The sequence below is a fragment of the Brachybacterium aquaticum genome (genome assembly GCF_014204755.1).
In the GTDB taxonomy this organism is placed as follows: Bacteria; Actinomycetota; Actinomycetes; order Actinomycetales; family Dermabacteraceae; genus Brachybacterium; species Brachybacterium aquaticum.
Genome location: NZ_JACHLZ010000001.1, coordinates 1,437,217 through 1,461,487 on the forward strand (window position 1 = coordinate 1,437,217; position 24,271 = coordinate 1,461,487).

17 protein-coding genes are annotated in these 24,271 nt (G+C 71.5%); 8 read left to right on the plus strand and 9 right to left on the minus strand.

Features of this window, described 5'->3' with window-relative positions:
* Positions 1-20 precede the first annotated feature (20 nt).
* Positions 21-3,446 (plus strand): error-prone DNA polymerase, encoded by a 3,426-nt coding sequence (locus HNR70_RS06465; RefSeq protein ID WP_184324925.1) that lies wholly within the window; start codon positions 21-23, stop codon positions 3,444-3,446.
* A 62-nt stretch (positions 3,447-3,508) separates the two neighbouring features.
* Here the strand turns inward: HNR70_RS06465 and HNR70_RS06470 are convergent, their stop codons facing one another.
* Both HNR70_RS06470 and HNR70_RS16195 read right to left on the minus strand, forming a co-directional pair.
* Entirely contained in the window at positions 3,509-3,721 is a 213-nt protein-coding gene (locus HNR70_RS06470; protein ID WP_184324926.1) for a hypothetical protein, read from the minus strand.
* 23 nt (positions 3,722-3,744) lie between these two features.
* A complete protein-coding gene (locus tag HNR70_RS16195) occupies positions 3,745-3,873 on the minus strand; it encodes a hypothetical protein (protein ID WP_281383209.1) in 129 nt (42 codons plus the stop codon).
* Here HNR70_RS16195 and HNR70_RS06475 point away from each other — a divergent pair, their 5' ends adjacent.
* Positions 3,874-4,164 carry a helix-turn-helix domain-containing protein gene (locus HNR70_RS06475; protein ID WP_312857587.1) on the plus strand — a complete coding sequence of 97 codons (291 nt, stop codon included), beginning with the start codon at positions 3,874-3,876 and terminating at the stop codon, positions 4,162-4,164.
* 27 nt (positions 4,165-4,191) lie between these two features.
* On the opposite strand, the gene HNR70_RS06480 is transcribed toward HNR70_RS06475, so the two are convergent.
* Together HNR70_RS06480 and HNR70_RS06485 are read right to left on the minus strand one after the other, a co-directional pair.
* The gene (locus HNR70_RS06480) at positions 4,192-7,029 is read right to left on the minus strand and encodes a YhgE/Pip domain-containing protein (protein ID WP_184324927.1); all 2,838 of its coding nucleotides are present in this window, start codon (positions 7,027-7,029) and stop codon (positions 4,192-4,194) included.
* Positions 7,026-9,827: an MMPL family transporter gene (locus HNR70_RS06485; protein WP_184324928.1), complete on the minus strand. Its 2,802-nt coding sequence runs from the start codon at positions 9,825-9,827 to the stop codon at positions 7,026-7,028. The genes HNR70_RS06480 and HNR70_RS06485 overlap by 4 nt, the downstream gene beginning before the upstream one ends.
* Before the next feature lie 225 nt (positions 9,828-10,052).
* Here HNR70_RS06485 and HNR70_RS06490 point away from each other — a divergent pair, with 225 nt between their 5' ends.
* The 4 genes from HNR70_RS06490 to HNR70_RS06505 all read left to right on the plus strand — a co-directional run bounded on the left by HNR70_RS06490 (position 10,053) and on the right by HNR70_RS06505 (position 14,140).
* Complete coding sequence (locus HNR70_RS06490) at positions 10,053-10,760, plus strand: TetR/AcrR family transcriptional regulator (protein WP_184324929.1); 708 nt, start codon at positions 10,053-10,055, stop codon at positions 10,758-10,760.
* Positions 10,761-10,880: 120 nt separating this feature from the next.
* Positions 10,881-11,705: a GH25 family lysozyme gene (locus HNR70_RS06495; protein WP_184324930.1), complete on the plus strand. Its 825-nt coding sequence runs from the start codon at positions 10,881-10,883 to the stop codon at positions 11,703-11,705.
* 133 nt (positions 11,706-11,838) lie between these two features.
* Positions 11,839-12,600 (plus strand): queuosine precursor transporter, encoded by a 762-nt coding sequence (locus HNR70_RS06500; protein WP_312857588.1) that lies wholly within the window; start codon positions 11,839-11,841, stop codon positions 12,598-12,600.
* Positions 12,601-12,724: 124 nt separating this feature from the next.
* Entirely contained in the window at positions 12,725-14,140 is a 1,416-nt protein-coding gene (locus HNR70_RS06505; RefSeq protein ID WP_184324931.1) for a multidrug effflux MFS transporter, read from the plus strand.
* A gap of 76 nt (positions 14,141-14,216) precedes the next feature.
* Here the strand turns inward: HNR70_RS06505 and HNR70_RS06510 are convergent, their stop codons facing one another.
* The 5 genes from HNR70_RS06510 to HNR70_RS06530 form a co-directional block, all read right to left on the minus strand.
* Positions 14,217-15,572, minus strand: coding sequence for an ABC transporter substrate-binding protein (locus tag HNR70_RS06510; RefSeq protein WP_184324932.1), 1,356 nt, complete (start codon positions 15,570-15,572; stop codon positions 14,217-14,219).
* Positions 15,573-15,644: 72 nt separating this feature from the next.
* Complete coding sequence (locus HNR70_RS06515) at positions 15,645-16,577, minus strand: carbohydrate ABC transporter permease (RefSeq protein WP_184324933.1); 933 nt, start codon at positions 16,575-16,577, stop codon at positions 15,645-15,647.
* On the minus strand, positions 16,574-17,500 hold the full coding sequence (locus HNR70_RS06520; protein ID WP_184324934.1) for a carbohydrate ABC transporter permease: 927 nt from the start codon (positions 17,498-17,500) through the stop codon (positions 16,574-16,576). Before HNR70_RS06520 ends, HNR70_RS06515 begins: the two co-directional genes overlap by 4 nt.
* Positions 17,501-17,827: 327 nt before the next feature.
* Positions 17,828-18,415, minus strand: a complete 588-nt coding sequence (locus HNR70_RS06525; protein WP_312857589.1) for a class I SAM-dependent methyltransferase — start codon at positions 18,413-18,415, stop codon at positions 17,828-17,830.
* A 73-nt stretch (positions 18,416-18,488) separates the two neighbouring features.
* Entirely contained in the window at positions 18,489-19,061 is a 573-nt protein-coding gene (locus HNR70_RS06530; protein WP_184324936.1) for a maltokinase N-terminal cap-like domain-containing protein, read from the minus strand.
* 92 nt (positions 19,062-19,153) lie between these two features.
* On the opposite strand from HNR70_RS06530, the gene HNR70_RS06535 reads away from it, so the two are divergent.
* Positions 19,154-19,960 (plus strand): DUF8692 domain-containing protein, encoded by an 807-nt coding sequence (locus HNR70_RS06535; protein WP_246375166.1) that lies wholly within the window; start codon positions 19,154-19,156, stop codon positions 19,958-19,960.
* A gap of 227 nt (positions 19,961-20,187) precedes the next feature.
* Entirely contained in the window at positions 20,188-24,051 is a 3,864-nt protein-coding gene (locus HNR70_RS06540; RefSeq protein ID WP_184324937.1) for a hydantoinase B/oxoprolinase family protein, read from the plus strand.
* The last annotated feature ends 220 nt before the right edge of the window (positions 24,052-24,271 follow it).

A 24,271-nucleotide genomic window follows, 5' to 3' on the forward strand; every position in this document is an offset into this window, starting at 1 on the left:
CCCACCGAGGACCCCCGCTGATGGCCGGCTGGTTCCTGGGCCCGCCGGCGTGGAAGGACATCGAGGCGATCCTCTCGGACCGTCCGGCGCAGGTGGTCACCCCGCCGATCATCGTCGAGCACACCGGGAAGGTCCCCGAGGACGGCTACCGCCCCGCGCGCACCGTCGACTACGCGGAGCTGCACGCCCACTCCCACTTCAGCTTCCTCGACGGCGCCTCGAGCCCCGAGGACATGGCCGAGCAGGCCGCCCGCCTCGGCCTCGGCGCGATCGCGCTGGTGGACCACGACGGGCTGCCCGGCGTGGTGCGCGCCGCGAAGGCCGCGGCGGAGGCCGGGATCGCGACCGTGTTCGGGGCGGAGCTGACCCTCGGGCTGGAGCCCGGGGCGCAGGCGGCCGGCACCACCCCGGTGCTGTCCGCGCCCCGCGCCGGCACCCCCGACCCGGACGGCGAGCACCTGCTGGTGCTGGTCCGCGACGCCGACGGGTACCGGCAGCTGTCCGCCGCGATCGCCCGCGCCCACCTGGACAGCGGTGAGAAGGGCGTGGCCCGCTACCGGCTCGCGGAGCTCTCGCGCCTGGCCCGCCAGGGGCACTGGCTGATCCTCACCGGCTGCCGCAAGGGCGCGGTGACCCGCGCGGTCGCCCCGCACCTGGAGAGCGGGGACCTCGAGGGGGCGGCCCGCGCCGCCGCCGCGCAGATCGCGCGCCTGGTGGACCTGTTCGGGGCCGGGAACGTGGCCGTCGAGCTGATCGCCGGCGGCGGGGGAGAGGCGGACGAGCTGCACGACGCCCTCGCCCAGGGCGCGCGCCTGGTGCGCGAGGAGTCCGGGCTGGACGCGATCTCGCTGCCGCTGGTGGCGACCACGAACTCGCACTACGCCCGCCCCGCGGACAAGCGCCTGGCCGACACCCATGCCGCGCTGCGCGCCGGGGTGCCGCTCGAGCGCGCCGACCCCTACCTCTCCTCCCGCCCCGCGCACCTGCGCAGCGGCGAGGAGATGGCGCAGCTGCTGCCCCGCTACCCCGGCGCCATCGCACAGGCCGCCCAGCTGGGCCGCGACTGCGCCCTGGACCTGCGCCTGCTCGCCCCGGACCTGCCGCCCTTCCCCGTCCCGGCCGGGCACGACGAGGCCAGCTGGCTGGTGGAGCTGGTGGAGATCGAGGGCCGCGAGCGCTACGGGCCCCGCCCCGCCCCGGGCGCCCCCGAGCGGGTGCCGGGCGCGTGGGCGCAGATCGACAAGGAGCTGAAGGTCATCAACGACCTGCACTTCCCCGGCTACTTCCTCATCGTCCACGAGATCGTCGACTTCTGCGCCGGGGAGGGGATCCTCGCCCAGGGGCGGGGATCCGCGGCGAACAGCGCCGTCTGCTACGCGCTGGGGATCACGGCGGTCGAGCCCGTCGGTCACCATCTGCTGTTCGAGCGGTTCCTCGCCCCGGAGCGGGACGGTCCGCCGGACATCGACATCGACATCGCCTCGGACCGTCGTGAGGAGGTGATCCAGCACGTCTATGCGCGCTACGGCCGCGAGAACGCCGCCCAGGTCGCCAACGTCATCACCTACCGCGCCAAGCTCGCCGTGCGCGACGCCGCCCGGGCGCTCGGCTACGACCCCGGCGCGCAGGACGCCTTCTCCAAGCGGATCGAGCGCTCCTTCTCCTCGCTCGCCGACGCGGACGTCCCGGCCGACGTGGTCGCGCTCGCCCAGCAGCTGCGCGACGCGCCCCGCCACCTCGGCATCCACTCCGGCGGCATGGTGCTCGCGGACCGGCCCGTGATCGAGGTGTGCCCCGTGCAGTGGGCGGCGATGGCGGACCGCTCCGTGCTGCAGTGGGACAAGGACGACTGCGCCGACGCGGGACTGGTCAAGTTCGACCTGCTCGGGCTCGGGATGCTGACGGCGCTGGACCACGCCCTGCGGATCGTCGGCGAGCACCACGGCCAGCACTTCGAGCTGCGCACCCTGCCGCAGGAGGACCCGGCCGTCTACGACATGCTCTGCACCGGGGACAGCGTGGGTGTGTTCCAGGTCGAGTCCCGCGCCCAGATCTCCACCCTGCCGCGCCTGAAGCCGCGCGAGTTCTACGACCTCGTCGTCGAGGTGGCGCTCATCCGCCCCGGCCCCATCCAGGGCGGCTCCGTGCACCCCTACATCCGCCGCCGCGCCGGCGAGGAGGAGGTCACCTTCCTCCACCCGCGGCTGGAGAAGTCCCTCGGGCGCACGCTCGGGATCCCGCTGTTCCAGGAGCAGCTGATGCAGATGGTGGTCGACATCGCGGACTTCACCCCCGCCCAGGCCGACCAGCTGCGCCGCGCCATGGGCTCCAAGCGCTCCACCCAGAAGATGCTGGACCTGTCCGACGCGCTGTTCGAGGGGATGGCCCGCCACGGCATCACCGGGGAGGACGCCGACGCGATCCACCGCAAGCTGCTCGCCTTCGCCAACTACGGCTTCCCCGAGTCGCACGCCTACTCCTTCGCGTACCTCGTCTACGCCAGCGCGTACCTCAAGTGCCACTACCCGGCCGCGTTCACGGCGGCGCTGCTGCGCTCCCAGCCGATGGGCTTCTACTCCCCGCAGTCCCTGGTCGCCGACGCGCGCCGCCACGGCGTGCTCACCCGCGGACCGGACGTGCTTCTCAGCCGCGCCCGCACCGATCTGGAGACCGACGAGGAGCACGTCGGCTACCGGATCGAGACCCCCGGGGCGCAGGTGCAGGGGGAGCGGGCCGGGCGCGGCCCCGCGATCCGGCTGGGCCTGGACCAGGTGCGCGGCATCTCCACCGACACCGCCGACGAGATCATCGCGTCCCGTCGGCGCCACGGCCCCTTCACCTCCATCCCGGACCTCGCCCGCCGGGTGCGGCTGACGGCACGGCAGCTCGAGGCCCTCGCCACCGCCGGGGCGCTGGACGGCCTGGCCGGGTCGCGCCGCCAGGCGCTGTGGGCCGCGGGCGCCGCCGCCCAGGAGTCCCCGGACACCCTGCCGGGCCTCGCGGTCGGGGCGCAGGCCCCGATGCTGCCCGGGATGAGCGACGAGGAGCTCGCGGGGGCCGACGCCTGGGCCACCGGGATCACCCTGGACGACCATCCGATGGCGCTCGTGCGCGAGCAGCTCGCGGCCGACGGGGTCGCCTCGATCCTGGGCACCCGGGACGTCGAGGACGGCAGCCGCCTGCGGGTGGCCGGGGTGATCACCCACCGCCAGCGCCCGGCCACCGCCGGGAACGTCACCTTCCTCAGCCTCGAGGACGAGACCGGGATCCTCAACGTGGTCTGCTCCCAGGGCTTCTGGGTGCGCCACCGCGCCCTGCTGCGCACCGCCCGGGCGGTGGTGCTGCGCGGCATCCTCGAGAACCGCACCGGGGCGGTGAACCTGGTGGCGGACGCGGTGGAGCCCCTGGACCTCGCCGCGGCGGGGAGGTCCAGGGACTTCCGGTGAGCAGGGACTTCCGGTGAGCAGGGACTTCCGGTGAGCAGGAGCCACCGGTGGGAGACGCCCGCTCAGCCCCAGAACGGGGGAGTGGCCCAGCGCGGCGGCACGAGGGGCGCGCCCTGCGGCTGCGATGCGGGGACGACGGGCGGGGCAGGGCCGGTGGGCGCCGCAGGGCGGCCCACGATGCTGCGGCCGACGATGCTGCGCGTGGTGGTGCTGCGGCCGAGGGTGCTGCGGCCGACGTCGGGGGCGTCGGCGGGCGGGGCGAGGATCAGATCCATGACGAACTCCGATCGGTGCGGGCTCAGCCGTGGGCGATCCACCGGCGGTCGTCCAGGTGCAGGGCGGCCCGGGTGATCATCAAGAGACCGGCGACCTGGAGCAGACCGCCGATCACGGCAAAGGTCTCGTCGGCGAGCACCAGGTTCACCACGTGGCCGACCGGCCAGCCGCCCTGGACCCCGAGGTGGTCCGCCAGATGCTCGGCGGCGCCACGACGCGCTCCGTCCTGGACCCGCTCACCCCGCGCGAGCGGGAGGTGCTCGCCCCCATGGCCGAGAGATGGAGCAACCGGGCGATCGCGCGACGCCTGGTGGTCCCCTCCCGAACCGTCGAGGCGCACACCCGCGGCATCTTCACCAAGCTCGACCTGCCCGAGTCCGAGGACGAGCACCCCCGGGTGCGGGCGATCCTCGCCTACCTCGGGGCGGCAGGAGCCGCCTGAGCACAGGGCCGACGGAGCCCGACCGGCTCAGGCGGCGGCCGGCATCGCCCCCGCGTCGATCCGCGAGGCGCGGTCGGCGCGGCGGGCGCCGCGCGAGACCGCCAGGGTGAGCAGCAGCGAGATCGCAGCCCAGGCGAGGATCGCCAGCAGCGTGCCGGAGGTGCTCACCAGCGCCCCGCCGAGCGCGGCGTGCACGAGACCCTCGGTGACGATCGCCAGCGGCATCAGGCCGCTGACCGCCTGCAGCGCCTCGGGAGCGGTCTGGATCGGGACGATGCCCACCAGCATCACCACCTGCAGCACCATCAGCATCACCGAGGCGATCCGGCCGATCCGGTCCCCGAGCAGGGCGAGAAGCGCCTGGTGCAGGGCCGCGAACATCACCGCGCCGGCGAAGGCGATCAGACCCACCGAGAGCGGGGAGACGGGGGAGATGCCCACGGCCGTGAGCACCGCGAGGACCGCCACGGTCTGGACCACGGCGATCAGCAGGGCCGGGGCCAGGGAGCGCAGCACGACCTGCCACATCGGCAGGGCCCGGTCCAGCAGTCGCCGGGACAGGGCCGGCAGCAGCAGGAAGGTGCCGAAGGCGCCCAGCCACAGCGCGAGCGCGGTGACGAAGGGGAAGGTCGCGGTCGACGCGCCGTTCGCCTCGTTCTCGCGCTGCGCCTCGGCCGTCACCGGGGCCGCGGCCATCTCGCCCATGCGGGTGCGCTCGTCCTCGCTGTACGAGGGGACGGCGTCCGCGCCCTCGCGCAGACCGGTCGCGAGCTCCCCGGTGCCGTCGGCGAGCTGATCCGCGCCGTCGGCCAGGTCGGAGCTGCCGTCGGCGAGCTCCGAGGTGCCGTCGGCGAGCTCCGTCGTGCCGTCGGCGAGCTGGTCGGTGCCGTCGGCGAGCTGACCGGCGCCGTCGGCCAGCTGCCCGGCACCGTCGGCGAGCTGGCGGTTGCCGCTCGCGAGCTGATCCGCGCCAGTGCCGAGCTGGTCGGCGCCCGTGGCGAGCTGACCGGCGCCGTCGGCGAGCTGCCCGGCCCCGTCGGCGCTCGCGCGGGTGCCCTCGGCGAGCAGTCCGGCGCCCTCGGCGAGCTGGTCCACGCCGTCGGCGTACTGGACCATGCCGTCGCGCAGGCCGGTCACGCCGGTGACGAGCTGGCCGGCGCCGTCGGCGCTGGCGCGGGCCCCCTCGGCGAGCTGCGAGGACCCCTCGACCAGGCCCGGATTCGCCTCGGTGCCGTCACCGGTGAACGCGGTCTCGATGCCCTCGGCGTAGGTGACCATGCCCTCGGTGCCCTGGACGAGGCCGGGCTGGTCGGCGGTGCCGTTGATCCCGTCGGCGAGCTGCTGGATGCCGCTCGCGGCCTGGGTGGCGCCCTCGCCGACACCCTGGGCGGTCGCGACCAGGCCCGGGTTCGCGGCGGTGCCGTCGCCGTCGAGCACGGCGCGGGTGCCGTCGACGTAGCCGGTCATGCCCTGGGCCTGCTGGCACAGGGCCTGCACCTCGGGATCGTCGGGGTAGCGCTCGGCGAGGGCGCAGGCGCTCTGCGACATGCCGCCGGCGAGCGCGTCCATGCCGGGGTTCTGCGCGGTGCCGTCGCCGTCCAGGACGGACCGGAGCCCTTCGGCGTAGGAGACGACCCCGTCGGCGCCCTGGGCGAGCCCGGGCTGGGAGTCGGTGCCGGAGAGCCCGTCGGCCGCCTGCTGGGCGCCCTCGCCGAGCTCGGCCGTGCCCTCGGCGAGGGTGCGGGCGGTGGGGGCGAGGCCCGGGTTGTTCGCCGTGCCGTCGCCGGAGACGGCGGTGCCGGCCTGGGCGACGCCGTCGGCGTACTGCTCGAGACCGGTGGCGAGCTGGTCCGCGCCGGCCTCGAGGCCCGGGTTCGCGGCGGTGCCGTCGCCCTCGACGCCGGCGGCGAGCTGCTCGGCACCGTCCAGCAGCCCCGGCTGGGTGTCGGTGCCGCGCATCCCGGCCTGCAGCTGGGCCACGCCGCCTGCGAGGTCCTCGCTGCCGGTGGCGAGCTGGTCGAGCCCGTCGGCGAGGGTGCGGGAGCCGTCGGCGGTCTGCCAGGTCCCGTCGGCGAAGGTCCACACGCCGCCGGCGAACTGCTCGGCCCCGTCGGCCGCCGCGGTGCTGCCGTCGGCGAGGTCGGAGGTCCCGTCGGCGAGCTCGCGCCCGCCGTCGGCCAGGTCGCGGGAGCCGTCCGCGAGCTCCGAGGTGCCGTCGGCCAGAGCGGAGGTGCCGTCGGCGAGCTGGCGGGTGCCGTCGGAGAGGTCGGTGGTGCCGCCTGCGAGCTCCTCGGCGCCGTCGGCCGCGTCGGAGAAGCCGTCGCCGAGGTCGTTGAAGCCGAGGTAGAGGCCGTTGAGGTACTGCTCGGCCATCTGCCCGCCCATGGTGGAGGCGGAGGCCTGGGCGACGGCGGTGCCGACCAGCGCGTTGATCTGGCCGGAGGCGTCGTTGGTGGTGACCTCGAGGATCGCGCGGGTCGCCTCGGGGGTGCCGATGGTGGCCAGGCGCTTGGAGAAGTCCTCGGGGATGACGACGACGGCGGAGTAGGTGCCGTCCTTCAGCCCGGACTCGGCGTCGTCCTGGCTGGTCAGCTGCCAGTCGAAGCCGGTGGTCTCCGGGGTGTCCTGGTCCTCGACGGTGCCGGGCTGGGTGAGGGCGCCGGCGAGGAGGCGGCCGAAGGGCACGGTCTGGGTGTCGCCGTTCTCGTCGGTGATCTCGGCGCCCTGGTCGAGGTTCACGACCGCGGCGGGGACGGTGTCCAGGCGGTCCACGCGGCCGCTGAGGGCCCACATGCCCAGCGCCGCCACGAGCAGCGGCAGCACCAGGACCACGACGAGGGTGCGGGGGTGGGACAGGCGGCTCATGCGAGCGCTCCTTCCGGGGCGGTGTCGTCGGCGCGATGGGAGGGACCGGAGGGGTCCGGCTCCGCGGCGCGATGGACGGAGAGGGCGAGCAGACGGCGGGGGTCGCGCAGGGTGCGGTGGAGGTCGCGCTCCGCCTCGACGGGGTCGTCGGCGCGGGAGCCGACGACGAGGGTCGCGCCGGCCTCGAGCAGTGCATCGATCCGCTCGACGAGGGTGTCGTCGACGGTGCGGGCGGCGTGGGTGAGGTCGGCGAGGGACTCGATGACGATCAGTCCTCGGCGGGCGCTGCGGACGTCGATCTCGGCCAGCCGCGCGGCGACGTCGGTGCCCGCCGGGATCCACGGGCTGCGGGCCTGGATGGCACCGAGGTCGTCCGGGGCGAGCCGGTCGTGCACGGCGAGGATGCCGGCGGCGGGCGTGAGGCGCCCCGCGACGAGCGCGAGGAAGGTGTTGCGGGCGGCGTCGTCGGCCGAGCGGACCACGAGCATCCGCCCGGGCTCGACCTGGCCGGTGAGCGGGCCGAGCCGGCCGTGGCCGCCCCGCAGCGGCACTTCGACGTCCTGGACGCGCAGGGCGTGCTCGCCATGCTCCTCGGTCCAGCGGCGGTGCTCGAGGACGGCGCCGAGGCCCTCACCCTCGACGTCCACCGGGGGCAGGATCTTCCCGAGCCACCGTGGCATCCACCAGGCGTTCTTCCCCAGCAGCGCGAGGACGGCGGGCACGAAGGTCATGCGCACCACGAAGGCGTCCACGAGCACGCCCACGGCGAGCGCGACCGCGATGGGCTGGAGCATGAACCAGCCGGAGGTGACGAAGCCGGCGAAGACGGAGACCATGATCAGCGCGGCGGCGGTGACGACGGGGGCGTTGGCGACGAAGCCCTTCTCGATCGCGCCCTTCGCGTCCCCGGTGTGCACGAACTCCTCGCGCATGCGGGAGACGAGGAAGACCTCGTAGTCCATGGCCAGGCCGAACAGCACGCCCATCACCATGATCGGCATGAAGGAGACGACCGGGCCGTTGATCTCGACGAACAGCGGACCGTTGAACCAGCCGTACTCGAACACCATCGAGGTCACGCCGAACGCGGCGGCGACGGAGAAGAGGTAGCCGACCGACGCCTTCAGCGGCACCCAGATCGAGCGGAACACCATCGTCAGCAGCAGCAGAGACAGGCCCACCACGAAGATCGCGAAGGGGAGCAGGGCAGCGCCGAGCTTGTCGGTGACGTCGATGCCGACGGCGGTGGCGCCGGTGACGGTGACGTCGGAGATGGACAGGTCCTCCTCCCAGGCCTCGGCGCTGCCGCGCAGCTCGGCGACGAGGTCCTTGGTGGACTGGTCGGTGGGGCCGCCCTCGGGGATCACGACCACGACGGCGAGGTCCGCACCCCGGTTCGGGGTGGCGATCTGGATCTCGCGGACGTTGTCCAGGGCGAGGATGTCGCTCTCGAGCTCGTCGACGACCCCGAGCGGGTCGGTGGTGTTGATGATGTCGGCGGTGACCAGGAGCGGGCCGTTGTAGCCGGGGCCGAACCGCTCGGCGATGAGGTCGTAGGTGACCCGCTCGGAGGAGCCGGGCGGCTCGGTGCCCTGGTCGGGCAGGGCCAGCTGGAGGTCCTTGATCGGGATGGCCAGGGTGCCGACGCCGAGGATCACCACGAGGATGGTCAGGGCAGGGACGCGGGTGACCAGGCGGACCCAGGCGCGGCCGACGCGGCCGTGGGAGGGGGCGTCGGGATCCTCCGCGGGCAGCACGCCGCCGTTCTGGGCCATGAGGCGGCGGATGCCGCGGGGGCGCAGGCGCTCGCCCATGATGCCCATGATCGCCGGCAGCATCGTCAGCGCCACGACCACGGACAGCGCCACGGTCGCCGCGGCCGCCACGCCCATGACGGTGAGGAAGGGGATGCCGGTGATGAACAGGCCCACCAGCGCGATGACCACGGTCATGCCCGCGAAGATGACGGCGCTGCCGGAGGTGGCCAGCGCCCGCCCGATCGACTCGGCGACGTCCTCGCCGCGGGCGAGCTGGTCGCGGTGGCGGGAGAGGATGAACAGGGCGTAGTCGATGCCGACGGCGAGGCCCAGCATCGCGCCGAGCGCGGTGGTCACCGACGGGATGGAGACGCCGGCGGAGAGTGCGACGAGGGCCAGCATGGACACGCCGACGCCCATGATCGCCGTGATGATCGGAATGAAGGCGGGCACGAGGGAGCGGAACACGATCGCGAGGATGATCAGCGCGACGACGACGCCGATGATCTCGCCGGCGCCGAAGGGGATCTCCGCGCTCTGCAGCACCTGGCCGCCGAGGTTCGTGTCCAGCGTGGGGGTCTCGGCGTCTGCGACCAGCTGCCGGATCTCCTCCACGGAGGTCTCGGGGAAGGTGCCGGTCTGCCCGTCCATCTGGAACTGGGCGATTATCGCGGTGTCGTCCTCGGTGCGGGTGCCGGGGGAGAGCTCGTCGAAGGGGGAGGGGGCCACGGCAACGCCGTCCACGCCCGCGATGTCCTCCATGAGCGCGTCGATCTCGGCCTGGTGGTCATCGACGGTCGTGCCGTCCTCGGCCAGGAGCACGAGCGTGCCGGAGGTGCCGCCCATCTCGGGGAACCGGTTGGCGAGGACGTCGATGCCTTCCTGCCCCTCGGTGCCGGGGATCTCGATCTCGGTGGAGAAGGTGCCGCCGAGCCCGACGGCGAGGCCGCCGATGATCACCAGCAGGGCGACCCAGGCGCCGACGACCTTCCAGCGCAGCGAAGCCATGAGCAGGCCGAGGCGGTACAAGGACGAGGACACGGGACCTCCAGGACAGGGCGAGCTGAGGGGACGCCGGACCTCCCGCTCGAGACGCCCACGCATTCGATACACGCATGTATCGGTGGGATACTATCCAGATCGTGGTGCCGTCTTCAACGTCGTTCCTAGGAGCCCGGGGGAGACCCGCGCCACGCCTCCTCGCACCCCTCGCACGCACCCCGCACGCAATCCCGCACCGTCCCCGTCCCGTCCCCGGTAGGAGCCATGACCGATCTGTTCGAGCCGCTGCCCGAGTTCGCGGGCACGCGGCGCAAGGAGAACACCCGCGCGAAGCTGATCCGGGCGTCGCTGGACGTGTTCGTGGACAAGGGCATCGACGGTGCGACCGTGGACGACCTGGTCAAGGCGGCCGGTTTCACGCGCGGTGCCTTCTACTCGAACTTCTCCACCAAGGAGGAGGTCTTCGTGGCGCTGTTCGACGAGGTGACCGCGGAGGTTATCGGCATCGCCAACAGCTCGGTCGAGTCGGCGGTGGGGGAGGCGGGCCCGGAGCACGCGGTCACCTTCGACGACGACGAGATGATGCTCGCCGTCTTCGAGGGGATCCGCCCCTACGGCCGGCAGTGGTACCTGCTCTACTCCGATGCGATCGCCCGCTCCCTGCGCGACGAGACCATGCGCGGGGAGCTCGCGGTGCAGCGTGAGCGGATGCGGGATGAGATCGGGCAGCTGCTCACGCGCCGGCTCGAGGCGGCGGGGGACCGCTCGCGCCTGCCGGTGGAGGACCTCGCCCAGCTGCTGGTGGGGATCTTCGTGGACCTGATGCTGCGCGAGCAGATGGAGCAGCGTGACATCACCGAGCTCGCGGCGACCACGATCCTGGGCACCCTGCGCGCCTTCGTCGAACCGGCCGGCGGCCCGGGGGAGCGCGGCGGATGTCTGCGAGGTGAGGGGGAGCCGTCCAGGCGGTGACGCCCTGGATTCCTCGCGACACGCCGATTCCCTGGGGCCCGCATGAGGGGAGTCTGCACGTACGGTGAAGACGGTGTGATGACCGTCGCATCCCGCTTCCCCTCTTCCCCAGGAGACGACATGCCGTCCTACCGCCCGCGCCACCTCGCGCCCTCGAGCGCTCCGCCCACGTCCTCACCCTCCTCCGAGGCAGGCACCTCGCGCCGCTCGCTGCTGCGCGGGGGAGTCCTCGGCGCCGCCGCGCTCGGCACCGGTGCCGCGGCGCTCACGGCGCCGGCCGCCATGGCTGCGCCGTCGGGCGGCATCCACGGCCAGGACGTCTCGGGCTGGCAGGGGGAGGTGGACTGGGCCGCGCAGAAGGAGCTCGGCTCCCGTTTCGCCTATGTCAAGGCCACCGAGGGGCGCAGCTACCGCAGCCCCGCCTTCGACCACCAGTACCGCGGTGCCGGGAAGGTGGGGCTCGTGCGCGGCGGCTACCACTTCGCCCGCCCCGACTCCGGCGGTCCCGAGGAGCAGGTGGACTTCTTCCTCAACAACGGCGGCAGCTGGAGCACCGACGGGAAGACCCTTCCCGGCATGGTCGACTTCGAGGGCTACCACGGCATTCCCCTGGACTACGGGCTCTCGCAGCAGGAGATGCGCGAGTGGATCTCGACCTTCTCCTGGCGCTACCGCCAGGCGACCGGCCGCCGCCCCGCGATCTACACCAACTACTACTGGTGGCGCGACGTGGTGGGGGACTGGACCCCGAAGAACTCCCCGCTGTTCCTCGCCGCCTACCGCCGCACCGAGCCGGAGCTGCTGCCCGGCCGCTGGTGGGACTGGGAGATGTGGCAGTACTCCGACTCCGGCCCCTTCGCCGGGGATTCGAACCTCTTCCGCGGCGGCGAGGAGCAGTTCGCCCGCTTCGTGGGGGAGTACGACTACGGCGCGCCGGGGATCTGAGATCCCGTCGGCCGCGTCGTATCCCGTCGGCCGGGCCGTACCCCGTCGGCCGACGAGCCGCCCCCTCGCTGACCTCGTCACATCGGGCCGTCGCCTCCGGGCGGCGGCCCGGCGTGCTGTGTAGCCTTCCCCGGTGACATCACCGCAGAGAACCCACGCCCCCATCGCACCCCGGTCTGGAAGCCCCGCCGGCGCCGTCTACGCCGACCGGGGCAGCTCGCACTTCGACATCCTCCTGGCCGCCATGGTCACCGTCGTCATCCTCTCCGGCATCGGCGCCGCGAAGGGGGTCAGCTTCGGCACCGTCCCCGGGACGGGCTTCGAGATCATCACCGACGGCGGCTTCTTCCTCTTCCCCCTCGCCTACGTGCTCGGCGACATCATCACCGAGCTGTACGGCCCCCGCACCGCGCGTCGCGCGATCCTCACCTCCTTCGCCGTCAGCATCCTCGCCTCGATCTCCTACCAGGTGATCATCGCCCTGCCGCCGTTCCCCGACGACTATGGGATGGCGAAGCAGGAGGCCCTCGAGCTCGCGCTCGGGCCGGTCTGGATCGTGGTCCTCGCAGGCCTCGTCGGCTTCCTCGCCGGCCAGAGCCTGAACTCCGCCGTCGTCTCCCGCATGAAGCGGCGCACGGGGGAGCGGGGCCTCATCGGCCGCCTGTTCACCTCCAGCGGCCTCGGCGAGCTGGTGGACACCATCCTGTTCTGCACGATCGCGTCGGCCGCGATCGGCATCACCACCGTCGAGCAGTGGGCCGAGTACACGATCCTCGGCGTGCTCTACAAGGTGCTCGTCCAGTACGCGATGATCCCCGTGACCTCGGCCGTGATCCGCTGGCTGAAGCGCACCGACCCCACCTACCAGGCGCGACTGGCCGACGCCGCCGCCTGACCCGTCCAGGACTCGGGCACGCGCTTCCCGTGGCGACCGGCCACCCCCTACGATGAATCGTTCGAGCCGGGCGAGATCCCTGTGATCCGCCCGGCTCGACGTCTGCTCTCCTGAAAGGACTCCCGTGGCCGCCGCCGCCGACGACACCCCCCGAGACCACCTCACCGGCGGCGCCCCCGCCGAGCCCTCCCGCACCACCGGCGAGCATCTCCCGGTGCCCACCGCGACCGGCGGCATCCCCACCATCACCGGCGCGATCCCGGTGCTCGAGGACCCGGCCGACCAGGCGCGCGCGCACCTGCCCACCGAGGAGCAGCTGGCCGGCACGCGCGGCAAGGTGACCGCGATGGTGATCGTCGTGCTCACCACGCTCAGCGCCATCGGCCCTCTCGCCACCGACATGTACATCCCGGCGTTCCCGCAGGTCGCCTCCGAGCTCGGCACCACCGCCTCGATGATGCAGCTGACGCTGACGGCCTTCTTCATGGGCACCGCGGGCGGGCAGATCGTCGCCGGGCCCCTGTCCGATCGTCTCGGCCGACGGGGGCCGCTGCTCATCGGCATCACGCTCTGCCTGCTCGCCTCGATCGGGTGCATGCTCGCGCCGAGCGCCGAGCTGCTCATGATCATGCGCGTGCTCCAGGGCATCGGCGGCGGCTTCGGCATGGTGCTGGGCCGCGCGGTGCTCATCGACATGACCGACGGCCCCGAGCTGTTCCGCATCATGAACGTCATGCAGGGCGTGGGCGGCGTCGCCCCGATCGTCGCGCCGCTCCTGGGCGGGCTGATCCTGCTGGTGGGGCAGTGGCGCGAGATCTTCGCGGTGATCGCGGTGATGTCGCTGCTGTCCCTGATCGGCGTGCTCTTCCTGATCCCGGAGTCCCTGCCGGTGGAGCGACGGCACTCCGGCGGGTTCCGGACCTTCCTCAGCAACTGCCGCACGCTGCTGGGCCGGCGCATCTTCGTCGCCTACCTGCTGGTGAACGCGTTCTCCGCCTTCGCGCTCATGGCGTACGTGTCCGCGAGCTCCTTCGTGGTCCAGGAGATGCTCGGCTACTCGTCCACGACGTACTCGATCAGCTTCGCGATCAACTCGATGGGCATGATGGCGCTGTCGCTGCTGTCCGCCTACCTGACCCGCACCATCCATCCGCGCCGCCTGATCCGGGTGGGCCTGATCGTGGTGTCGCTGGCGAGCTTCGCGCTGCTGATCGGCAGCCTGTTCCTGGACACCCCGGCGTGGATCGTGTTCCCGGCGTTCTTCCTCACCGTCGCGCCGCAGGGCATGATCTTCGGCAACGGCGGCGCGCTCGCCTCGGACCAGGCGCGCGAGTTCGCCGGCACCGGCTCGGCGATGCTGGGCCTCGGCTTCTCCTTCGCCGCCTCGATCGCGGCGCCGCTCGTGGGCCTCGCGGGCACGCACTCCTCGCTGCCGATGGCGATCGCGATGGTCGCCGGCTCCCTGATCTCGGTGTTCTTCTTCGTGCTGGCCGGGCGGGGGAGCGGCGCCGACGACGGGCGCCTGCCCGGGCAGGCCTGACGGACGGGACCCGACGTGGAGCGGGCCCGCCCCGCACGCCCGGAGGCGGCGGAGCGGGCCCGAGGGAGCGCGGGGCTCAGCTGAGCTTCGGCTCGATCTGCGAGGTGTAGATCCCCTCGAGGGTGCTCTCCAGCGCGGTCAGCGCCTCCTCGACATCGCCCTGCTCGGTGAGGATGGTGCCCACGGCGTTGGCGATCTCCTGATCCGCACCGGGAAGGAACACGCGCGCGTAGTCCTGGGTGCGGGTGACCTCGAGCTGATCGATGGCCGTCTGGATCTGCGGGGTGGTCTCCAGCAGCTCGGTGATGTCCGCGCTCTTGCGCACCGGCATGTAGCCGGTCGCGCCCGAGAAGGCGACGGTGGACTCGGGGCGGCCCATGAACTCGATGAGCATCGCGCCCGCGAGCTGCTCCTCCGGGGTGATCGAGGCGGGGACTCCGAGGCCGGCACCGCCCGTCGGGCACACCGGTCCCTCCACCGGTCCGGCGGGGAGGAAGCCCACGCCCACGTCGAAGCTCGCGGCCTCGAGGACGCCGACCAGCGACCCGGTCGAGGCGATGGTGGTCGAGCAGACCCCGGCGGCAAAGGTGTCGGCCGAGTCGGACGAGGCGACCTGCGCCCACTGCCCCTCGTAGACCGTGCTCTGGACCCACTGCAGGGCCTCGATGGTCTCGGGGGAGGAGACCTTCAGGTCCCACTCGTCGGACCACGAGGTGCCGCGACCCCACAGTACGTTCTGGAGGGTCCAGCCGGCATAGCCCGCGAGGTCGGGGTACATGTAGGCGACCTCGCCCTGGGTGAGCTTGGGGGCCCACTCCTCGAACTCCTCCCAGGTCTCCGGGGCGCGGTCGGGCAGACCGGCCGCCGCGAAGTGGTCCTTGTTGTAGTAGAAGAGCGGCGTGGAGCGACCGTAGGGGAGCGCCCACTGCTTGTCGTCGTACTGGTAGTCGGCCACGAGGGAGTCGCGGTAGTCCGACAGGTCGATGCCGAGCTGCTCGATCATCAGGTCCAGCGGCGCGATGTTGCCGTTGATGAAGTAGCGGAACCACCACACGTCCGAGAGCACCACGACCGCGGGGAGGTCGTCCTGCGCGGCCTGGGCGGTCTGGAAGCGCTGGGCGATCTCCTCGTAGTTGGAGCCCGCGGTCACGTGGCTGACCTTGATGCCGGTCTCCTCGGTGAACTGCGCGAGCAGCTCCGCCTCGACGTCCTTGGAGCCGCCGGGGTGGTTGGTCCAGAAGGCGATCTCGGTGACCGGCTCGATGGAGGAGAAGTCGACCTCCTCGCCGCCCTCGTCGCTCGCGCCGCTGCCGCCGCCGACGGAGGGGCCGCCGCAGGCGGCCAGGGCGAGCGCGCCGGCGCCGGCGGCGCCGAGCCCGAGCAGGGTGCGGCGGGAGGAGGGGATGGTCAGGGGGCGGATCGGACGGTTCATCACGGGTGTCCTTTCGGGACGGTGGGGTCGTGCAGGGGGGATTGGGGGGAAGCGGGGGAGACGGGGCGGACGTCAGCCGGTGACGCTGCCCTGGGTGAGTCCGGAGACGACGTAGCGCTGCAGGGCCGCGAAGACGATCAGCACCGGGACGATCACCACGACGGTGCCGGCCATGAGGATCCCCCAGCCGGCGCCGGTGTTGCCCTCGGAGTTCTGCAGGGCGGTGAGACCGACGGGCAAGGTCATCATCGAGGAGTCGGTGGTGATGATGAGGGGCCAGATGTAGTCGTTCCACTCGCCGACGATGGTCACGAGCGCGACCGTCGCGACCGAGGGCAGCGAGATCGGGGCGATGATCTGCCACAGCGTGCGCCAGTGGCCGGCGCCGTCGAGCGCGGCGGCCTCGAGGATCGAGGGCGGGATCGTCATGAAGTACTGGCGCAGCAGGAAGGTGCCGAAGGCGGTGCCCAGGCCCGGGAGGATGATGCCCCAGTAGGTGTTGACCCCGCCCCAGCCGGCGATCAGGACGTAGTTGGGCAGGATCGCGACCTGCGGCGGCACCATGAGCGCCACGAGGATCCCGATGAAGATGATGTTCTTGAAGGGGAACCGCACGAAGACCAGCGCATAGGCGGTCATGATCGCGAGGACCACCTTGATCGAGGCGCCGACGGCCGTGACGATCACCGAGTTCAGGAAGAAGCGGGGGATCGGCACCGAGGTCATGGCGACCTCGTAGTTGTGCAGGGTCGGCTCCGAGGGCAGCACCACGAGATCGGTGGTGAGGATCTCCGACGGGGACTTGAACGAGCTGATCACCATCCATGCCAGCGGCAGGATGACCACCGCCGTGGCGAGAAGGAGCGGCACGTAGCCGGTGGTGATCGTGGAGACGATGTTCTCGCGGGAGAACGGTCCGCCCCTGCGCCGAGGAACGGCAGGGCGGTCGTCGCTGCCCGGAGCGGGCGTCGCGCCGGGCGCGGGGACTGCGGCAGGAGCGCTCATGCGTAGTGCACCTTCTTCTCCACGTAGCTGATCTGCACCACCGTGATGACGATGAGCATGAGGAACAGGACCACCGAGATCGCCGCCGAGTAGCCGGCGCGGGAGTAGCCGCCGAAGGCCTGCAGGTAGCTCTCGAAGATCAGGGCGTTGGTGCCGCGCCCGGTCGGTGTCATGATCCGCAGGATGTCGAAGGCCTGGAGACTGTTCAGAATCGTCGTGATCAGCAGGAAGAAGGTCGTGGGGGAGAGCAGCGGCAGGCTGATCGACCAGAAGCGGCGCAGGGGGCCGGCGCCGTCGAGCTCCGCCGCCTGCATCACGTCGCGGGGGAGCGACTGCAGTCCGCCGAGGTAGACGATGGCGCAGTAGCCGAGGTTCTTCCAGACGTAGACGACGATGACCATGACCAGGGCCATCGTCGGGTCGTTGACCCATTCGGGGCTGCGCATGCCGAGCTGGCGCAGGAACCATGCGAGGACTCCGAAGTCGGGGTCGAAGATGAACAGCCACACCAGGCCCACGCCGACACCGGAGAGCACATAGGGCGCGAAGGCGGCGGACCGGGCGAAGGCTGTGCCGGGGATCGAGGTGTTCAGCGCGAGTGCCAGCAGGAGCCCGAGCAGCATGGAGCCGCCGACGGTGACGAGCGTGAAGATCACCGTGATGCGGATGCTGTTCAGGCCCGAGGGCGAGGTGAAGAACTCGACGTAGTTGCCCAGCCCGATGAACGTCGCGCTGGTGGAGCCGAGCGTCCAGTCGAGCATCGAGTAGTACACGTTGGTCATTAGCGGCCGGTACGTGAACAGGAGGATCAGGATGATGTTCGGGGCCGCCAGGGCCACGAACCACAGCGCGTCGCGGCGCTTGCGGGCGCTGAGCCGGGTGCCCCGGGGCGGGGCCGGCTGCTGTGTGGTCGAACTCGTCATCGCACCTTCTTCCTGTTCGGCGGCGGTCTGAGAACGACCGCGAGCCATTCGAGGACGGCGACGTGTCCACCCCGGAGCCGCGCCGCAACCATGACCGGTGCGAAAGATGAACATCGGGTGAACTGCGCCGTCCACCTGCCGGATGTGTGCCAGTCCATGCGATGTTCATCCGGCATTCCACGAATCTGCCTGGTCAGTCGCGTGCTGCGTGCTCCGGGCGCTGTATCCAACCCTCCTCCAGGGAACGCCGATAATGCACGTTATGTTAAGTAGAGTCGGAGGTGCGGCGAGGCGCGGCCGCATGCCCCTCCTCCGCCTCCGGCGCTTTCAGCTGCGGCGCAGTGCGGTGATCGCAGCGTGCGGTCGATGTCCGGGGCCGGTCCTGCGATGCGTCTCGACGACATCGAAGCCCGCCGCCTCCAGCTGACGAGCCATGTCGCTCACGGACCACGTGCGCGCCGAGATCACGGCATGGTCGAACCTCGTCGCGTCCGGGCCGTCGAAGAACCCCAGCAGCAACACCCCGCCGGGCCTCAGGACACGCGCGAACTCGTTCAGCACGGTCCCGAGCCGGCTGGGCTCCATATGGATGAGTGAGTACCACGCCAGGATCCCGCCCAGCGACGCCGAGTCCTCCGGGATCGCCTCGAGGCTGCCGAGCGTGAAGGCCACGTCGGGGTATTCGGCCCGTGCGTGCTCGACGAAGCGCGGCGACAGGTCGATCCCCCGCACGTCGACCCCGCGTCGGCGGAGGTGATCACTCCAGTGCCCGGGTCCGCATCCCGCATCGAGCACCGTCCCCGTGACGCCGTCGGCCCAGTGCTCCACGAGTGCACGGTCGGCGGGATGGACCGCCACCATGGTCCCGAGGCGCTCGGCATACTCGGCCGACCGACGGTCATAGGCCTGCTGCACGTCGTGCGCAGTCTCGTGCACAGTCTCGTGCGATGCCGTCGCCGCACCGGACCGTGCGGAGGCGGCGCGCAGCTCAGACCGCTGCAACGACGCCCTCTCCCCCGTCCCACGCGGCGACCAGGCGCACGGTCCCGTCGAGATCGCCGAGGGTGCGGGCGATGGTGAACGGCTCGCCGTCCTCGAGCAGCACCGTCGAGCTCGGCGCCTGCTCGCCCTCGTCGACCTCGAGGCGCAGGGTGACGGTCTGGCGCCGGTGGTCCACGACGGTGTCGCCCTCGTAGATGTCGAGCTCGGCCTGCTGCTGCTCGCCGGCCAGCGCCCGCGCGAAGCACTCCAGCGCCACCTCGTCCTCGAGGCCGTCGTAGACGTAGCGTGTGCCGAGCACCGAGTGCTCCATCGTGAGCACCGGCTCCGGGGCGTCCTCACCGCCCAGCGGCGACGGTCGGTAGGTCAGCGGCAGGTGGTAGATACTCTCCCCCGCACGCACCAGGTGGCACTCGACACCGACCTCGCCCGCCGGGTCGTCGAAGCGGTAGGCCCCGAGGATCGTCTGCTCCGCCTCGCTCCCCCAGGCTCGCGAGGTCAGGAGGGTGCGGAGCACCTCGGGCTTCGTCGGGGAGAGCTCGGCCTTGTAGATGATCGCCATGCACCCACGCTATCCCCCTCCACCTGGCCAGATGAGAACTTCCACATCTGCCGTTCAGCCGCTCCTCATCTGCTGTTCACAGAATGGCGGTCATGACTGTGCCCGAACCCGGTCGCGAGACCGTTCCCGCCGACTCCCCCGCCGAGGGTCGCGCCCCTACAGAGGGCAGCGCGCCCGCCGAGGAGCGGGACTTCCGCCCGCTCCCCCTGCGCCGCATCGCGCTCGGCCTCATCGCGGTGGCCGCCGGGATCATCCTCGTGGCGCTCGTGACGCTCACCGCGCACCAGCGCACCACCGGCGTGAGGTCGCAGAACTTCCACACGGTGTTCTGGTACTTCGACGTGGGTCGCGAGTACAACATGGCCACCTGGTACAACTCCGGCCTCTGGCTGCTGCTCGGCGCCTTCGCCGCCGCGATCGCCCTGACCCGGCCGCGCCTGCGCGGCTCCTGGTGGCTGCTGTCCGTGGTGGCACTGGTCGCGTCGGTCGACGAGTACCTCGAGGTGCACGAGCGGCTCGACGTGCCCGGCGACCGGATCGCCGCAATGCTGCCCGTCGAGGTCGGCTTCACCTGGGCGCTCGTCGGTGCGCCGATCGCGCTCATGATCGGACTCCTCCTGCTGCGCCTGGTGCTCTCGCTCCCCCGGCGCGCCACCTGGGGCATCCTCCTCGGCGGTGCGCTCTTCCTCGTCGGCGCCGTCGGCATCGAGACCCTCAACGGCAACCATCTGGCCGCGATGGACTGGATGGTCGACAACCGCTACATCTACGGGACGATGCTCGAGGAGCTGTGCGAGATGAGCGGCATCGCGATCGCGATCGCCGCGCTCCTCAGCCTGGTCCAACGCAACGAGGCCCTCGGGCAGCTGCGCCTGGACCCCGCACTGCGCGCCGTCTGAGGGTCGCGCGAGCGCCGTCCTGGCGCCGCGCGCATACCCCCGTGACTGCCCTTCTGGCAAGCTCCACTCCCCCGTCCTCCCGGTAGGTCACGGAAAGGTCACGGCGAAAGGGGCCATTGCGGGTTGCTGGGATCGCATATACGGTGCTCTCCAAGCAACACGGAGATGGCGCACGTCACCTTCGTGTCCGCGGACCAGGAACCCCCCTCGGAAGGATCGGATCCACCATGAAGAGAATCGGCGTCGACGTCGGCGGCACGTTCACCGACCTGTACTTCTCCGACGACGAGAACCGCGTCGCGGTCGTCGAGAAGGTCCCCTCCACGCCGCACGATCCCTCCGAGGCGGTCATCAACGGCCTGACCCGGCTCTCCGAGAAGGCGGGCGTCCCGCTGTCGGAGATCGATCAGCTCGTGCACGGCACCACCGTCGCGACCAACACGGCCCTGACCCACACGGGCGCCGAGGTCGGCATGATCACCACCGAGGGCTTCCGCGATATCCTCCACATCGCGCGGCACAAGAAGCCCTACAACTTCTCGCTCCAGCAGGACCTGCCCTGGCAGACCCACCCCCTGGCCAAGCGCCGCCACCGCCTGACCGTGCGCGAGCGCATCACCGCGCCGCACGGCGACGTGCTCATCGAGCTGGACGATGACGAGGTCCGCCAGCGCGTGCGCGAGCTGAAGGAGGCCGGTGTCGAGGCGATCGCCGTCTGCCTGCTCCACAGCTACCTCAACGACTCCCACGAGCAGCGCATCGGCGAGATCGTGCGCGAGGAGTTCCCCGAGGCGTACCTCTCCCTCTCCAGCGAGATCGTGCCCCTGTACCGCGAGTACGAGCGCTTCTCCACCACGGCGCTGAACGCCTACGTCGGCCCCAAGGTCTCCCGCTACCTGCGCCGCCTCCAGGAGGCCGCCCGCGGACTCGGCTACCAGCGCGAGATCCTGCTCATGCAGTCCTCCGGCGGCATGGTCCCGATCGACGAGGCCGCGAAGCTGCCCGTGACCCTGATGATGTCCGGCCCCGTCGGCGGCCTCATCGGCGGCGTCTGGGCCGGCAAGCAGTCCGGCTTCGACAACGTCGTCACCCTCGACATCGGCGGCACGTCGGCCGATATCGGCGTGGCCCACGGGGGCGAGCTGCGCATGCGCCACCTCCTGGACACCAAGATCGGCGACTACCAGGCCATGGTCCCCATGGTCGACGTCGACACCATCGGCGCCGGCGGCGGCTCGATCGCCTACGTCGACGCGGGCGGCGTGTTCCGCGTCGGACCGCAGTCCGCGGGCGCCGTGCCCGGCCCGGTCTGCTACGGCCGCGGCGGCACCGAGCCCACCTCGACCGACGCCCAGGTGCTGCTGGGCCGCATGCGCCCGGACCGCGTCCTGGCCGGCTCCGACATGGACCTCGACATCGACTCCGCCCGCGAGGCGATGAAGGGCCTCGCGGACAAGCTCGACATGTCCATCGAGGAGGCCGCCCTCGGCGCCCTCCAGATCCAGAAGTTCGGCATGACCCAGGCCATCGAGCAGAACTCGGTGCGCCGCGGCTACGACCCGCGCGACTTCACCCTGGTCGCCGAGGGCGGCGCGGGATCGCTGTTCGCCTGCGAGATCGCCGCCGAGCTCGAGATCCCGAACGTCCTGGTCCCCGCCCACCCGGGCATCATCGCCGCGATCGGCCTCCTCGCCACCGACGAGGAGTACGAGTTCATGTCGACGCTGCGCATGCGCTTCGCCGACCCGCAGCCCGAGCTGGTCCAGAAGGGCTTCGAGGCGCTCGAGAAGCGGGCCATCGCCCAGCTCGACGCCGAGGACGTCCCCCAGGAGCGCCGCAAGATCGACTGGAAGGCCGACGCCCGCTACGCCGGCCAGGGCTACGAGATCCGCTTCGACGTCCCCGAGGGCCCGGTCGACGAGGCCTGGCTCAAGGCCGCCGAGGAGGCCTTCCACGAGGCGCACTTCGCCGAGTACGGCCACCGCTTCGCCGAGGGCGAGGTCGAGCTGATCACCATCCGCGTCGAGGCCATCGGCATCATGGACGACCTGCCCGCCGCGCAGGCACCGCAGGGCGGCAGCCTCGAGGGCGCCCTGGTCGAGACCCGCGACGTCACCTTCAGCGTCGACGGCAAGCCCGAGACCATCGCCACCGGCTTCTACGACCGCGACAAGCTCGCGATCGGCACCGAGTTCACCGGCCCGGTCATCATCGAGCAGTACGACTCGACCATCGTCGTGCCGCCGGCCTTCACCGGCGTCGTCGACGAGGCCGGCAACATCGTCATCACCTGCCCGGCCGTACAGGCCGCGGACGTGGAGCTCGCCACCCCGATCCTCATGCGCGTCATCGGCGGCGCCCTGAGCTCGGCCGCCAAGGAGATGGCCTCGGTCCTGTTCCGCATGGCCTACTCCTCGATCATCCGCGAGTCCGAGGACCTCGGCGCGGGCCTGTTCGACAAGGACGGCAACGTCCTGGCCGAGTCCGACTCGACCCCGATGTTCATGGGCTCCATGCCTAAGATCGTCAAGGGCGTCATCTCGGTGCTGGGCGACGACATCCACGAGGGCGACGTCATCCTGCACAACGACCCCTACCTCGGGGCGACCCACTCCCCCGACGTCGCGGTGATCGAGCCGATCTTCCACGACGGCGAGCTGGTCGGTTTCGCCGGCGCCTCCGGGCAGCTGATCGACAACGGCGGTGCGTTCTCCGGCCTGATGGTCGACATCCAGGACATCCAGTCCGAGGGTCAGATCTTCCGCGCCGTGAAGATCTACGAGAAGGGCGTGCGCCAGGAGTCGCTGATGCGGCACATCCTGAACAACTCCCGCACCCCCACCTCGAACCTCGGCGACTTCCAGGCCATGATCGCGGCCTGCACCCTCGCCAAGTCGCGCTACCTGTCCCTCATCGAGCGCTACGGCTACCCGGCCGTGCGCGAGGCGGGCCAGTCGTGGATCGACTACTCCGAGCGCATGCTGCGCCAGGAGATCGCGAAGATCCCCGACGGCGTGTACGAGACCGAGGTCGGCTACCTGGACGACGACGGCCGCAACTACGGCGAGAAGCTGCCGATCGCGGTCAAGGTCATCATCGAGGGCGACGAGATCACCTACGACCTCACCGGCTCCTCGCCGCAGGTGCCCACCGCCTACAACTGCGCCTTCGAGGGGACGACGGTCTCGGCCTTCACCTTCATCACCCGCATGATGTTCCTGGACGAGGTCGCCTTCCCGGTCCACGTCCCGCAGAACGAGGGCATGCTGAAGCCGCTGAAGGTCATCGCCCCCGAGGGCACGATCTTCAACCCGACCTACCCGGCCGCGACCTTCTCCCGCTTCTCGCAGGTGCAGCGCGCGGTGGACCTGGCCCTGCGGGCGCTCGCGCCCCAGATCCCCGAGCGGGTGACGGCGGGCAACTCCGCCCACATCCACTTCATGTCCTACGCCGGCTGGGACGAGAACGCGGGCGAGTACTGGGTCTACCTCGAGGTGAACGAAGGCTCCTACGGCGGCCGCGCCCACTCGGACGGCCCCGACTCGACCGACAACCTCATCGCCAACACGCGCAACAACCCCATCGAGGAGCTCGAGTGGCGCTTCCCGATGCGGACCGACCGCTACGAGCTGCGGGAGGAGCCGGCCGCGGCCGGTGAGCACCGCGGCGGCATCGGCATCGTCCGCGAGAACACGTTCCTCACGGACACGGTGGTCACCTGCGAGGGCGAGCGCCACGACTCGGACGTCCCGTGGGGCGTGTTCGGCGGCCACGACGGCCTGAACGCGTCGATCGTGAAGAACAAGGGCCGCGAGGGCGAGGAGCACTGGCCCTCGAAGGTCACGGGCTTCAAGATCGAGGCCGGCGACTCGCTGACCATCACGGTCCCCTCGGGCGGCGGCTTCGGCGATCCGCTGAACCGCGATCCGCAGAAGGTCCTCGAGGACGTCCTGGACGGCTTCACGAACCGCGAGGCGGCCGAGGCCGACTACGGCGTGGTGCTCCGCGAGGAGAACGGCAAGCTCGTCCTGGACGGCGCCGCGACCGACGCCCTCCGGGCAGCGCGGGCGACGACCGACTCCGAGGAGTAGGTGCCCGCGGCCGACGAGGAACTCGCTCCCGCCGGCATCTGACCGAACCGGTGGCGGGAGCCCCCGCTCCCGCCACCGGCCCCGGGACCGTGACCCCAAGGATCCCCTGAAGCAGCAGCACCCCGCAGTGCAGGACCCGGCGCCGACGATGGCGGCGCCGGGTCCTCCCATACCCGGACCCGGACGGCCGTGACGGGAGAACCCCGCTCGGCGCCCGCTC

What these genes read in the sequence shown, in the direction of transcription:
- HNR70_RS06535 (WP_246375166.1), top strand. Translation starts at nt 19,154, where the DNA reads ATGACTGTGCCCGAACCCGGTCGCGAGACCGTTCCCGCCGACTCCCCC.
- HNR70_RS06515 (WP_184324933.1), bottom strand. Translation starts at nt 16,577, where the DNA reads ATGAGCGCTCCTGCCGCAGTCCCCGCGCCCGGCGCGACGCCCGCTCCG.
- HNR70_RS06490 (WP_184324929.1), top strand. Translation starts at nt 10,053, where the DNA reads ATGACCGATCTGTTCGAGCCGCTGCCCGAGTTCGCGGGCACGCGGCGC.
- HNR70_RS06480 (WP_184324927.1), bottom strand. Translation starts at nt 7,029, where the DNA reads ATGAGCCGCCTGTCCCACCCCCGCACCCTCGTCGTGGTCCTGGTGCTG.
- HNR70_RS06465 (WP_184324925.1), top strand. Translation starts at nt 21, where the DNA reads ATGGCCGGCTGGTTCCTGGGCCCGCCGGCGTGGAAGGACATCGAGGCG.
- HNR70_RS06470 (WP_184324926.1), bottom strand. Translation starts at nt 3,721, where the DNA reads ATGGATCTGATCCTCGCCCCGCCCGCCGACGCCCCCGACGTCGGCCGC.
- HNR70_RS06540 (WP_184324937.1), top strand. Translation starts at nt 20,188, where the DNA reads ATGAAGAGAATCGGCGTCGACGTCGGCGGCACGTTCACCGACCTGTAC.
- HNR70_RS06510 (WP_184324932.1), bottom strand. Translation starts at nt 15,572, where the DNA reads ATGAACCGTCCGATCCGCCCCCTGACCATCCCCTCCTCCCGCCGCACC.
- HNR70_RS06530 (WP_184324936.1), bottom strand. Translation starts at nt 19,061, where the DNA reads ATGGCGATCATCTACAAGGCCGAGCTCTCCCCGACGAAGCCCGAGGTG.
- HNR70_RS06520 (WP_184324934.1), bottom strand. Translation starts at nt 17,500, where the DNA reads ATGACGAGTTCGACCACACAGCAGCCGGCCCCGCCCCGGGGCACCCGG.
- HNR70_RS06495 (WP_184324930.1), top strand. Translation starts at nt 10,881, where the DNA reads ATGCCGTCCTACCGCCCGCGCCACCTCGCGCCCTCGAGCGCTCCGCCC.